We start from the raw sequence: 13557 nt of genomic DNA on the forward strand, positions 1-13557 counted from the left end.
TAACAGAAACCCGGTTATTTAAAGCAGAGTATTGCAAATTGGGCGTTGATAATTGAATATTGATAGATTAACCGGTCGGTCAGCCGCTAATTTATAATCATTTTAACATCTTTAAAGTCCCCAAACTTATGACCTTAGTCATAAAATTGTGGGCTTTTTTGTGTATTTTTGGCCCTCTCAATAAACTCAATCCGGTTTCTATGTGTTACTGATATAACCGGAATACAGCAGAATAATAATAAGACTATGAACAAAGAAGATGAATTGTTGGAAGAGATCACCAATTCGGAATACAAATACGGCTTTGTAACTGATATTGAGGCAGATGAAGCCCCTATGGGTCTCGATGAGAGTACGGTGCGTTTTATTTCTGCAAAGAAAAACGAACCCGAATGGATGCTGGAGTGGCGTTTGAAAGCTTTCCGTTTATGGTTGACAATGTCTGAACCAAAATGGCCAAATGTATTTTATCCAAAGATCGATTTTCAGGCTATAAAATATTACTCGGCTCCCAAGAAGAAAAAGCAGGTTGATAGTCTGGACGATATAGATCCTGAATTGCGTGATACATTTGAGCGTCTTGGAATTTCTTTAAATGAACAAAAAAGACTTTCCGGAGTTGCCGTTGCCGTGGATGCAGTAATGGACTCAGAATCGGTTTTTACTACTTTTAAAGAATCTTTAAGAGAAAAAGGAATCATTTTCTGTGCAATCAGTGAAGCAATCCGTGAGCATCCGGATCTGGTAAAAAAATATCTTGGTTCGGTTGTGCCGCCAAAAGATAACTATTATGCGGCTTTAAATTCAGCTGTTTTCTCTGATGGGTCGTTTGTTTACATTCCGAAAGGCGTTCGCTGCCCAATGGAACTTTCAACTTACTTCCGTATCAATGCAGCGGGGACAGGGCAGTTTGAGCGTACACTAATTGTGGGCGACGCAGACAGTCACGTAAGTTACCTGGAAGGATGTACCGCACCGATGCGTGATGAAAATCAACTTCATGCAGCTGTTGTTGAAATTTTCGCCCATGAAAACGCTAACGTTAAATATTCGACCGTACAAAACTGGTATCCTGGTGATAAAGACGGTAAAGGGGGAATTTACAATTTCGTTACAAAAAGAGGTCTTTGCGACGGAGCAGGTTCGAAAATTTCCTGGACTCAGGTAGAAACAGGCTCTGCAATCACTTGGAAATATCCATCTGTTATTTTAAAGGGTGACAATTCAATCGGAGAGTTCTATTCCGTTGCGGTTACCAACAACATGCAGCAGGCAGATACAGGGACGAAAATGGTTCACATTGGTAAAAACACCAAAAGCCGGATTGTTTCCAAAGGTATCTCCGCAGGAAAAAGCCAGAACTCTTACCGCGGATTGGTTCAGGTATTCAAGAAGGCTGAAAAAGCCCGTAATTTCTCGCAGTGCGATTCGCTTCTGCTGGGTGATAAATGCGGAGCACATACTTTCCCGTATATCGAAGTTAGCAACCCCTCTGCCATGGTGGAACATGAAGCTACAACTTCAAAAATCGGAGAAGATATATTGTTTTACTGCAATCAGCGGGGAATTCCTACCGAGCAGGCTGTTGCACTGATCGTAAATGGTTATGCAAAAGAAGTATTAAATCAGCTTCCGATGGAATTTGCTGTGGAAGCGCAAAAACTACTGGAAATCAGTCTCGAAGGAAGTGTAGGTTAATCATACAACTGTCACTTTTCCAAGTTTATACTGCAAAAGCCTTTGATTTATCAAAGGCTTTTTGTATTTTATTGGTTTCCGCAGTAGAACCAACCGACACACCTTCATGACCCACGTTCCACAACTCATCGTTGACCTTTCGCTAATACTCACCATGGCGGGTATTATCACGCTCATCTTTAAAAAATTAAAACAGCCCATTGTATTGGGTTATATCCTTGCCGGCTTACTTGTTGGACCAAACTTTGCTTTATTCCCGACCATCACCGATATCAAGACGATCGAAATCTGGGCGGAGATTGGTGTGATCTTTTTGCTGTTTAATCTTGGACTTGAATTCAGTTTTAAAAAACTTGTTAAGGTTGGAAACACGGCAGCGATTACCGGGCTTTTTGAAGTAGGCCTGATGCTTGTTACCGGCTTTGCAACGGGACAATTGTTAGGATGGAGTAAAATTGACAGTTTATTTCTGGGCGGCATCATCGCCATCTCCTCTACGACCATCATTTTTCGTGCTTTTGACGAACTTGGTCTCAAAACCCAGCAGTTTACCCGCGTCGTACTTGGGATACTTGTTATAGAAGATCTGACAGCCGTTTTACTAATGGTTTTGCTTTCAACCCTTTCAATCAGTCAGCAGTTTGCTGGAGCAGAATTACTAGAGTCAATTCTAAAACTATTTTTCTTTCTAATCATCTGGTTTTTGGGCGGCATTTTCATTTTCCCAACGCTACTGAGACGATACAGAAAATTAATGAATGATGAAAGTGTATTGATCACTTCGGTAGCACTCTGTTTTGGAATGGTTTTCCTGGTTACAAAAGCTGGCTTTTCTGCTGCTTTGGGAGCTTTTATCATGGGTTCTATCCTTGCTGAAACGACACATGCCGAAAAAATTGAGCATTTACTAAAACCCGTGAAGGACCTTTTTGGTGCCGTTTTCTTTATTTCGGTTGGTATGCTTATCAATCCAAGTCTGTTGATCGAATATGCAGTTCCCACCGCCATATTGGTGCTCGTTGTAATAATCGGAAAAACGACTTTTGTAACAATGGGTGCTGTAATATCCGGTCAGCCTCTCAAAAATTCTCTGCAGTCGGGAATGAGTATGTCGCAAATCGGTGAATTCTCTTTTATTATTGCCAACCTGGGCCTTTCCCTGCATGTAACAAGCAATTTCCTATACCCCATCGCCGTGGGAGTTTCCGTGATTACCACATTCACTACGCCGTATATGATGAAACTTTCAGAACCGCTTTATGAATGGCTGAACAAACATCTGCCTGAAAAGTGGAAAGCTTACCTGAACCGTTACAGTACCAGCACAGAAACCATCGTGCAGACCACACAATGGAATGAAATCCTGAAATCCTATGCTCAGACAGTGGTTCTTAATTCCGTAGTAGTCGTCGGAATTATTCTTATCTCATCAAGACAGCTTGCAGATTTGCTTCATACCAGGATTCCGGAAACGTATGTAACCAATTCAGTAATTTTCGGCATCACATTTTTACTGATCGCGCCATTTCTCTGGGCTCTTATTTTCAAACGGTCAAATAAAAAAGCTTACTCCGCCATTTGGCTTAGTCGAAAATACAGCAGAGGCCCGCTGCTTTTACTGGAATTATCGCGGGTTGTTATTGCTATTTTGCTGATGGTGTTTTTATTAAGTCAATTTTACACAACCCCGGCTGCGCTCAGCATTGCTGGCGGGATAATGATTCTGGCATTTGCTATTTTCTACCAACGACTTCAGCATTTTTATCATAAAATTGAAGACCGTTTCCTGCAAAACCTAAACGCACGCCAACTCGAAGGAAGTGGAAAATCTAAAAAAATATTGTTACCCTGGGATGCACATTTTGCCTTTTTAGAAGTAAGTGCAGATTCCAATCTGATTGGTAAAACCTTGCAGGAGTTAAAAATCAGGGAAAATTTTGGAATTAATGTAGTGCTTATCGAACGCGGAAGTAAAACGATTCAGCTGCCAAAACCTACCGAAGTACTTTATCCCTGCGACCGTATCGAGGTAATCGGAACGGATGCACAGTTGGATGCTTTTCGGGGCCATGTCGAGATCAGTACCAACGGTGAAGCTTATCTTGCGACCCCGGATACAATTGTTCTTGAACGTATTGAGGTTAAAAGCGAATACAACATTCGTGGTAAAAGTATTAGGGAAAGTCAGATCAGGGAAAAAACGCACGGCATGATTGTCGGTTTGGAACGCAACGGAGAGCGTATCCTTAATCCTGATTCTTACATGGTGATCGAAATAGAAGATGTCCTTTGGATTGCGGGTGAACGGGATTTAATTAAAGAATTTGTGAATAAAAAAACAGGAAATGTTGGCGAAAGCGAGCTTGTGTAGTTCTTCCTACAACTGTCGGGCTTCATCGGTTAATCCCTGAAGCCCGCCTGTGTGAACAGCAACAATAATGGTTCCGGGTGTAAAGTAATTCTTGCTGATCAGATCAAATAAGCCATAAAACATTTTAGCAGTGTAAATTTGTTCCAGCTGTATATCGAACTCGTTCTTAAATCTCAGGATGAAATCAATTAACTGCGGTGTCCATTTACCATAACCACTAAAATGGTAATCTGTTTGTAAATCCAGCTTACCGATGACATTGTTATCATGAATCAGGTTCATAATGTCATTTTTAAGAAAGTCTCCGCCTTTTAAGGCAGAAAACGCCAGTACATTATTTCCGGAAGATAAAATTCCTGCCGCAGTTCCGCCAGTGCCGGCAGCAACAGCATAGTAATCAGGCCTAAAGCCAAGTTCCTTGTCCACTTCGGCGGTCATTTCTGCTATTCCTTTAAGCGCCAGGTGAGAGCTTCCTCCTTCCGGAATCAGATAAGGAAAGTTGAATTGTCTGCTAAGCTGGTTCAAATATTCGGGATCATTGCGCAGACGGTAATCCTGCCTGGAAACAAAATGCAGTATCATATTTTGTTCCTCACAAAACCTCAGTGTTGGTGTCATTCTTTCTTTGAAGTCCTCCCCTCTCACTACTCCGATTGTTTGAAGTCCGATAGCGTTACCAGCGGCAGCAGTTGCGTACAAATGATTGGAATACGCCCCCCCGAAGGTAAGTAAAGTGTTAAGCATTCCGAGTCGGGCATCCATCAGATTGTATTTCAATTTCCGCCATTTATTTCCCGAAACGGTCGGATGTATCAAATCATCTCTTTTGATGTATAGCTGTACACCGGCATTTTTAATTACTTCATTTTTAAGTTCCTGTAACGGAGTTGGGAGCGAAGGAATGAGTTTATCCACTTAATTTGGTAATTTTGTTCTTTTTGTAATGATGCTTGAGATTTTCGCACTGTTATAATTCTGAAATCTCACCTGGCTACCAAGTAAAATGTCATTGAACGAACTGGAAATTACCTCCGAAGAAGACGATTTATTCGAACACTACCGTATTGTTGCCGATAAGGGCCAGAGCCTGATGCGGCTTGATAAATATCTGAGTCTTCATGTTGCCAATGCATCACGCACAAAAATACAAAACGGAATTGATGCAGAAGCTGTAAAAGTTAACGGGCAAATTACCAAAGCAAGTTATAAGGTAAAGCCGCTTGACGTTGTAACGCTTTCCTTGCCACAGCCTCCGCGTGATACGGAAATTATTCCCGAAGATATTCCTCTGGATATTATTTATGAAGATGATGTACTGCTGATTGTGAACAAACCCACAGGAATGGTTGTACATCCTGCTTTTGGTAACTGGACCGGTACGCTAATCAATGCACTGGTATATCATTTCCAAAATTTACCGACCGGCAGAAACGGAGAAGGTCGCCCGGGTCTTGTGCATAGAATTGATAAAGACACATCCGGTTTGCTGGTTATTGCAAAGACCGAATTTGCTATGACCTTTATTGCAAAACAGTTTTCTGATCATACCATTGAGCGAACCTACAATGCATTGATCTGGGGTGAACCAAAAGAAGAAAAAGGCACTATAATCGGCAACATAGGAAGAAGTGCAAAAGATCGCCGTGTGATGGATATCTTTGATGACGGCTCACAGGGTAAACATGCGGTAACTCACTACGAAGTGATCAAACCGATGCGTTATGTCTCGTTAATCAAATGCAACCTGGAAACAGGCCGAACACACCAGATCCGGGCTCACATGCAGCATATCGGCCACCCCATTTTCAACGATAATGTTTATGGTGGAGATAAAATTTTAAGAGGCGGCTCTACCGGAAGTTATAAAACAATGGTCGATAATTGTTTTAGTTATTTACCCGGACAGGCGCTTCATGCAAAATCCCTTGGTTTTATCCACCCCACAACCAGAGAATGGATTCAGTTTGATACAGCACTTCCTGAGAATTTTCAGTCAATTCTTGACAAATGGGATACCTATGTAAAATATCAATAGTGAAAATATAGTATATTGTTAGCTTAGAAGTTTTTTAAGTATAAATAGACTCGACATGAACGTTTCAACGCGCCAAGGCACAATTGATGATATCCCTGCCATTTTTGATCTGGTAAAAGAGCTGGCTATTTATGAACGGGCACTGGATCAGGTGACCAACAATGTTGATAAATTAACCAGAGATTATAACGAAAAATTATTCGATTTCTTTGTAGCCGAATCCGATTCCAAAATTATTGGTCTATCGCTCTATTATTTCAGATATTCTACCTGGAAGGGAAAGAGGCTATATATGGAGGATATAATTGTTACCGAAGAAATGCGCGGAAACGGGATCGGAAAGATTCTTTTTGATGCTACGGTTGTCGCAGCTAAAAAAACCGGCTGCACAGGAATGATGTGGCAGGTACTGGATTGGAATACTTCGGCTGTCGGTTTTTACAGAAAGTACGGCACTAATTTTGATAACGAGTGGATTAACTGTAATCTGGATTTTTGATTCCAGCCAAGAAAAAATCACCTGACACCATACCTAATCGTATCCATTTTCAGGTGATTTTTTCTTTGTGATTTATGCCAGCAAATCCGGACGCCTTTCCCTTGTCCTTTTCACCGATTGACTATACCGCCATTCTTCAATTTTCGCCTCATGTCCTGACATTAGTATTTCCGGAACAATATGACCTTCAAAATCAGCTGGCCTGGAATATACCGGAGGAGCCAGGAGATTATCCTGAAAAGAATCCGTCAGCGCAGATGTTTCGTCATTTAATACACCAGGCAGCAGACGGATAATCGAGTCAGCCAGTACAGCGGCTGCCAGCTCACCACCGGAAAGCACGTAATCACCAATACTTATTTCTTTTGTTACAAACAGGTCACGAACGCGTTGATCCACGCCTTTATAGTGCCCGCAAAGCATAATCAGATTGCCTTTTAATGACAATTGATTCACCATTTTTTGCTGCATCAATTCGCCATCAGGAGTGAGGTAGATTACTTCATCATAGATACGTTCTTCCTGCAACGCACGAATACATCTTGCAATAGGTTCGATCTGAAGAACCATTCCTGCTCCCCCACCAAAGGCGTAATCATCTATCGCCCGGTGTTTATTTACCGAGTAATCACGAATGTCGTGCAAAACGACTTCGATATAACCTCCCTGCTGTGCACGTTTTAAAATGGAATGAGCAAAAAAGCTTTCCAGCAGATTAGGAACACAGCTAATAATATCAATCCGCATCGTCAGGAGCATTTTTTGAATCGGCAGGGTCCTCAAGATATACTTCCAGCAATCCCTCGGGCAAATTCACTATGAGTTTTTTATTTTCCTTATCTGCCTTTAACACGATATCCTCAGCAGTTGGAATCAATACCTCATGTCCCTGATAATCCATGGCGATAAGATCCTGACCATTCAGAGAATAAACTTCCCTTACAATCCCCAACTCGCCTTTTGTTTCATCGACCACGGTATAACCCTTGATTTCGTGATAGTAGAATTCTTCTCCTTCAAGTTCATCAAGTTCATCAAGTGAAAGAAAAAGTGAGCTTCCTACAAGCGCCTGCGCCTTTTCAATGGTATCCACATCTTCAAAAGTAACGATCGCATTACTTTGTTTCTGAAGATTAAAATTACTAATAAAGTAGGGAACAAGTTCTCCTTTCAATTCGACGTAAACGGAATCCAGATCTTCGTAATCATCCGGATAATCTACATCTAAAAATATCACTACATTCCCACTCGTACCATGTGTACGAACAATATAACCCAGCAGGTAACAATTATCTTGTGTCACTGTCTTTAATTTAAATATGAGAGCCTATTTAAAATTTATCTAATAACTTGTTTATGCTATTTTTTGGCTTCAACTGTGTTAAATTTTTCGTGATAGCTTGGGCTATCCTGCAAAATTTGCCTTATTTCGCCATGCGACGGTCGCTCAAAAAATGAGCGATAAACAATATTACAATCTAAATTCAAATAGACTTAAAACGACTTTAAATAAATATGAGTCTGCACGGTAAACCGACAGACTCATATTTATCAGGTTAAAGCTATTATTATGCTTTTGGAGCTTCTTCGCCTTCTGCAGGGGCCTCTGTTTCGGGAGCCACAGCAACTGGTGCAGCCTCTTCAGCAGGCGTTTCCGCTGCCTCAGCAACAGTAGTTTCTTCCTCAACAGGAGCTGTTTCTTCGATCGGAGCTTCTGCAATTGTTTCTTCTTCCACAGCAGCAGTTTCTTCTACTTCAGCAACTTCTTCTTCTACTACTTCAGGAGCAGGAGGTGTGTTCTTTTTAGCAATTGCTTCTGCACGAGTCTGGTTCACTTTACGTTCAGCTTCCAGTTTCGCATTTCTCTCAGTTTCTTTCTTTTGAGATAATGAATCTGCTGCAGTCGCTTTACGATCTGTTTTCGATGACTTCCATTCTTCAAAACGTGTATCAGCAACTTCTTGCGTAATAGCGCCTTTAATAACACCAATCTGCAAATGCTTACGAAGCATTACACCTTCGTGCTGCAGGATTGAACGTGCTGTATCTGTTGGCTGTGCACCTTTAAGCAACCAGTCAACAGCTTTTTCTGTTTCCAAAACGATGAAAGCAGGATTTGTACCCGGGTTGTAACTTCCCAATTTTTCGATGAAGCGACCATCACGTGGTGCTCTGGCATCTGCGACTACGATATCATAAATCGCTTTCTTCTTGCGTCCACGACGCGCTAACCTAATTTTTACTGCCATTATTGAATTTGTTATGATCGGGAACTCGTCCCTAAATTAAACAGGGTGCAAAGGTACAGGATATTATGCAATTTTTCATTCTTTGCTAATAAAAAAAGGAAACCGGTTTCCCGATTTCCTTTTTAGTATGCTTCACTCCGTTTTCTTATTTTCTGAAACCAGCCGGGTAAGAAGAACGAATTGTATTTTGTGGTAAAATTTTGATCTCAACACGACGGTTAGACTGTAAACCTTCAACAGTTGTGTTTTCTGCAACCGGGCGATATTCACCATAGTATTCGGTAAGGATACGGCTTGGTTCAGCAAGACCTGCACGAATCAGGAATCTTTTTGCTGCGTCAACCCTGCGGCGGGATAGCGCTACGTTATAGCTGTCAGAAGCACGTGCATCTGTATGACCAACCAATACGATGCGGCAGTTTGTACGCATGTTAAGCAATTCAACAACTTTGCTCAATGTTTCTTTTGAAGGATTGCGGATAATTGCTTTGTCAGTATCAAATTCTATGTTACTGAACAATGCTTCACATTCGTCTTTCGGCAGGTTGTTTTTAATTGCATCACGGATAATTTTATCAAGATCCATTGCAACACCACCTCCTGAAACAACACTTCCAAGCGGAGTATTAGGTTCTTTATCAAATAGATCAGCTACGCCGTCACCATCTGTATCTGTGTAAAGACGTGGATCAACAGGTTTAGGCATGTTTGCTTTTGCAATTGAGTCTGCGTCATCCATTGTCGGGTTGTAAGGAACCGGGATAAGTGACTGTGGATTTGCCCAGCGAAGGTGGTAACGACCGCTAGCTGCGTCATATTTACCATCTTTTGCTCTTACTGCATTCTTACCCAACTTATAAGTCAAAGCAATTGATGCCATTCCCCATCCGTCATTTTTGGATTCACCTTTAACAAACGTCCAGATATTTGCCTGTGTCTGGTAGTCACTGATACTTCCAACCGTTGCATCCATCTTCTCAGTGTTTACATAGCTGTAAGTAAAGTCAGCACCAATATCAAAACGGGAACTCAATTCATAATGGATAGCAAGACCAGCCGGAACAACCCATTCGCGGGTATAAGTAGATCCGTTACGTTCCCAGGTTCCGGCAGTTTTAGAACTACCATCTGTGTTGGTACTTACAGGCCAGTTAACTCCGGTTGCGGTGTTAACTGCATTAAGGTCGGTATGGTAATAAATAATACCACCCCCCAAATGCGCATCAACTTTCCATCTGCGCAATTTTTTGTATCCGAATAAAAGACGGTTGATGTTAACTGTTCCATCAATAGTTGCCTGAATAAATGAAGGGCTATTGAATGTTACATCATACGTTTTTAAGCTTGTTTCACTAAAATATCCCATTTTCGATCCACGAAGCTGTCCGTTATAACCAGTCAACTGTATACCAAAAATCGGCGACAATTGTTTGTTAACGGAAAGACCCCAGCCACCGGTTAGTTTCTCGTCCGGGCCAAGCTTGAAATCATAAGTTTTGATATCTCCAAAAAATTTGGTGATACCACCATATCCCGTAATGGACCAGGTATTCATTTTATTGGGTCCGTCGTAGGTACGGTTTTGAGCAAAGGTGTCAAGGCTCGAAAGGAACAAACAAACTAAAGCAATGTAAAGATTCTTTTTCTTCATGGGAAACACCAGTTATGTGATTCAATTATTCACTTAATTTTTATAATTCAAACAAAAAAAATAAGCCTGTAAGCCGGATTCTGTCTCCCAAACCGATTTGCATCGATACAGGACTTCTACCATTTATCCAGGATTCCGGTCGCCCGAAACCTCTAACGATCTACCCGTGTTAATGCTCTTTTTCAGAACGGAGACGAGTAGCCCCGCAAACTAACACCTATTTGATCTTTCAGCCCGTAAGGTTTACCGTGCCCCGTTGGTTACCCAAACAGGCGGTGGTCTCTTACTCCACCTTTTCACCCTTACCTCACACATAAAAAACATGCCAGGCGGTTTAATTTTCTGTGGCACTTGCTGTCAGCCGGTCATCTCTGTCCTGCTGCCTTCCCGTTAGGAAGTACGGCACTCTGCGCTGCCCGGACTTTCCTCCCCGGCACAAGGCCGCGGCGGTAGAACAGCTTATTCCTTTCGCTTGACCACAAAGCTAAGAAATACTTTCCTTTGATTAGTAGTCAATATAGCATAAAAAGTAAAAAAATATGACAAAACACTCGTTTTTAACATAAAATCTTACTCACAAACTCTTTAAACCGTCAACACGTAAATTCACATTGCCTTGTGCAAAAACAACCGAATAAATGTGTTTGGGTGTAAGATAAACCTTATCCGGTACAATATCGGTAAGCGTCCCTTTAACCAGCACACCGTCAATTACTTTAAAGTTTGACAATGCCTTTTGGATCGTCTTTTTTGCGTCATTAATCTGCTCTCCGACGGGAAATACCATCCTGTTTTCCATCATCCTGCTAAATTGCCCCTGCAATAACCAGCCCGCTGTTTTAACAATCGTATTTTTTGTATCTAAATCGTAATCCAGCCCCTTTAAAGACAACTTCTGGCTAACCGGGTCATAATAAGGAATGCCTTTAAGGTATATATTACCACTGATGCTTCCTTTGAGTCCCGCTTTAATAATCAGTTTTTCATTTTGACCATACATTTCCACCGAAGTGACCTCTACATTATACTTACCTCCAAGAAAAGAAAACTTTTCTCCTGAAAATTTGGCCGTTGCCAGCCTTGCTGCCTCTTCATATGACACAAGACTGATCAACCCGATCTTAAAATCCTCCGGGACTTTATTGACGATCTGCAGATCAGGAAGTTTTGGCATGGAAGATATTACGGGCTTGGTCGCAGAAGTGATGGTTTGCGTGTAACCTTTAATTCCGATTACCGAACGTAATACATTATTCTTTGCCAGTAGAGGCGTCATAACAATAGCTGTTGGCTTGATTACCAACCAGGTATCAAACTCTTTTGCCAGCATCACCGGCTGATGGGCAAGCTGCCAGGCAAGCTCGACACTTTTCTTCAATTCAATATTGGAAGCTACCTGTTCGTCAATCGCTTTTGTTATTTTTTCAAAATTCTTATTCAAGAGGCGACTCGCCATGCTTTTAATGGGGATATTGAATCCTGCCACTTTTACATTCGGATCGGTGATCCAATCGTAACTGTCAACATAAGTTTCCGATTTCACCTGCCAGTTGGAGGCAAGGCCTATTTTTGAGATCAGGCGAATACGTATGGAGAACTCAGTATCCCTGTAGCCAGACATGGTTATACCAAGCGGACTGATCTTATATCCCGCACTTACCCAGATCTTTAACGGAACTTCAAACAAAAACGAAGAGTCAATGGCAACAACTTTGATCGGGCTGATTTTCCAAACCTTTGCTTTCAAATTGTCATTATCATCATCCTCGTAGCTGTTGTCCTCATAAATCAACCCTTTGATCTTGGCGTTGATCTGGTTTTCCAATTCTGAAATTGGAATTTCTACCGGGACGTTAACGGCAGACAGATGTTTCTCATTCTGAATCTCTTTGTCCGAATATTTATATTCTTCCATAGGCGCCTTGGGCGATGTACTGGTAGAGCGGCATTGCCAGTTGCCCCAGGAGACAAATGCCAGTATAACAGCCAGTAACGGTTTGCTGATAAATTTATTTAATCTTGACAAGGGTTGCACCGTATCCGAATTTTTCCTTTTGAGCATCTTTATAAAACTGAACATGCTGATGTTTGCTCAGCCTCCGGTGCAGTTCCGTACGAAGCACACCACTACCTGAACCGTGAATAAATGTAATTTCTTCCATTCCGTTTGCAATGGCTCGTTCCAGACTGTTTTCGAATGTCGACAGCTGTATTTTTAGTATTGCATCATTTGACAGTCCTGAAAAATCTTTTTGTATCTTTTCAATATGCAGGTCAATCACATTACCTGGTTTTTCAGGAAGTGTTTTCAAGGTTTCTGCTCCGCCCATCATGCTGGTTCTCAGCGCATCAGAAAACCCGACATCTGTAACCGGCTCGTCTTTCTTCAAATTTTCTTCATCCAGCTGGTAGACAAATGCTTCCCTTCCCAATACCGGTGCCGGTCCTTTACTCTTATAAAACGACTGTGCCCGGCATTTCAGTTTTTTAACCAGCGACTGAGGCAAAGCAAACTTACCTTCTCTGTAATAAAGTATTTTAAATTCAAAAGTGGGCCAAAGCTCAAAATCTTTCATCACCAACTCTGACAGCTTATAATAACTGCGTGGCTGCAAAGCTCCGGCAGCCAATCCCGTTTGGACCGATTGATCAACAGCAACTGCTGTAAAGGGTAAAATCCAGTCGGTGTTATTGATCAAATGAACGGTTACGGCCCGGTCGTTTACGGCAGCAAATGCCAGGTAAATTCCCTTTTCTGCAAAAACCGGTGAACGGGAAACAATCCTATCATTTTGGCTGCCAATCTTTTGTGTATCCTGTGGTTTAAGCCGTTGTGCCTCCATCGGTGAAATCGTAACGATTTCATTACGAAGCACCGGAATTCTGAACCCGTCCTCAATCTCAACTTCAACAACATTACCTGGTAAAAAAGCATAAATGATACCTTCTTCCCGTCCATGAACCAATCTTACTTTATCTCCTATATTCATTTTTGTCTGGCTTTTAGCAGTTAGCGGTTAGTCGCACTGCGGACCGTGATAAGCTTACACTGTA

The 13557-nt window shown here is 41.7% G+C and carries 11 protein-coding genes and 1 other RNA gene; 4 read left to right on the top strand and 8 right to left on the bottom strand.

The window, feature by feature from the left end; genetic code table 11:
• Positions 1–246: 246 nt before the first annotated feature.
• Together sufB and E0F88_RS02245 are read left to right on the top strand one after the other, a co-directional pair.
• The gene (gene sufB, locus E0F88_RS02240) at positions 247–1698 is read left to right on the top strand and encodes a Fe-S cluster assembly protein SufB (protein WP_131956234.1); all 1452 of its coding nucleotides are present in this window, start codon (positions 247–249) and stop codon (positions 1696–1698) included.
• 106 nt (positions 1699–1804) lie between these two features.
• Positions 1805–4069 carry a cation:proton antiporter domain-containing protein gene (locus E0F88_RS02245; RefSeq protein ID WP_131956236.1) on the top strand — a complete coding sequence of 755 codons (2265 nt, stop codon included), beginning with the start codon at positions 1805–1807 and terminating at the stop codon, positions 4067–4069.
• 6 nt (positions 4070–4075) lie between these two features.
• Here E0F88_RS02245 and E0F88_RS02250 read toward each other — a convergent pair whose 3' ends face one another.
• Positions 4076–4984 (bottom strand): 1-aminocyclopropane-1-carboxylate deaminase/D-cysteine desulfhydrase, encoded by a 909-nt coding sequence (locus E0F88_RS02250; protein ID WP_131956238.1) that lies wholly within the window; start codon positions 4982–4984, stop codon positions 4076–4078.
• Positions 4985–5072: 88 nt separating this feature from the next.
• Here E0F88_RS02250 and E0F88_RS02255 point away from each other — a divergent pair, with 88 nt between their 5' ends.
• On the top strand, positions 5073–6104 hold the full coding sequence (locus E0F88_RS02255) for an RluA family pseudouridine synthase (RefSeq protein WP_131956240.1): 1032 nt from the start codon (positions 5073–5075) through the stop codon (positions 6102–6104).
• A gap of 55 nt (positions 6105–6159) precedes the next feature.
• Positions 6160–6603 carry a GNAT family N-acetyltransferase gene (locus E0F88_RS02260; protein WP_131956242.1) on the top strand — a complete coding sequence of 148 codons (444 nt, stop codon included), beginning with the start codon at positions 6160–6162 and terminating at the stop codon, positions 6601–6603.
• A gap of 72 nt (positions 6604–6675) precedes the next feature.
• On the opposite strand, the gene trmD is transcribed toward E0F88_RS02260, so the two are convergent.
• From trmD to E0F88_RS02295, 7 genes are all read right to left on the bottom strand, one after another.
• Positions 6676–7350, bottom strand: coding sequence for a tRNA (guanosine(37)-N1)-methyltransferase TrmD (trmD, locus tag E0F88_RS02265; RefSeq protein ID WP_131956803.1), 675 nt, complete (start codon positions 7348–7350; stop codon positions 6676–6678).
• Complete coding sequence (gene rimM, locus E0F88_RS02270; RefSeq protein WP_131956244.1) at positions 7340–7906, bottom strand: ribosome maturation factor RimM; 567 nt, start codon at positions 7904–7906, stop codon at positions 7340–7342. The genes trmD and rimM overlap by 11 nt, the downstream gene beginning before the upstream one ends.
• Before the next feature lie 265 nt (positions 7907–8171).
• Positions 8172–8852 carry a 30S ribosomal protein S16 gene (locus tag E0F88_RS02275; RefSeq protein WP_131956246.1) on the bottom strand — a complete coding sequence of 227 codons (681 nt, stop codon included), beginning with the start codon at positions 8850–8852 and terminating at the stop codon, positions 8172–8174.
• Positions 8853–8997: 145 nt separating this feature from the next.
• Positions 8998–10503, bottom strand: coding sequence for an OmpA family protein (locus E0F88_RS02280; protein ID WP_131956248.1), 1506 nt, complete (start codon positions 10501–10503; stop codon positions 8998–9000).
• Positions 10504–10556: 53 nt separating this feature from the next.
• Positions 10557–10969: RNase P RNA component class A (rnpB, locus tag E0F88_RS02285), an RNA gene on the bottom strand.
• A gap of 108 nt (positions 10970–11077) precedes the next feature.
• Entirely contained in the window at positions 11078–12565 is a 1488-nt protein-coding gene (locus tag E0F88_RS02290; RefSeq protein ID WP_229213648.1) for a DUF4403 family protein, read from the bottom strand.
• On the bottom strand, positions 12513–13493 hold the full coding sequence (locus tag E0F88_RS02295) for a Smr/MutS family protein (RefSeq protein ID WP_131956249.1): 981 nt from the start codon (positions 13491–13493) through the stop codon (positions 12513–12515). Before E0F88_RS02295 ends, E0F88_RS02290 begins: the two co-directional genes overlap by 53 nt.
• Positions 13494–13557: the final 64 nt, after the last annotated feature.

Source organism: Dyadobacter psychrotolerans, assembly GCF_004349265.1.
Taxonomy (GTDB): Bacteria; Bacteroidota; Bacteroidia; order Cytophagales; family Spirosomataceae; genus Dyadobacter; species Dyadobacter psychrotolerans.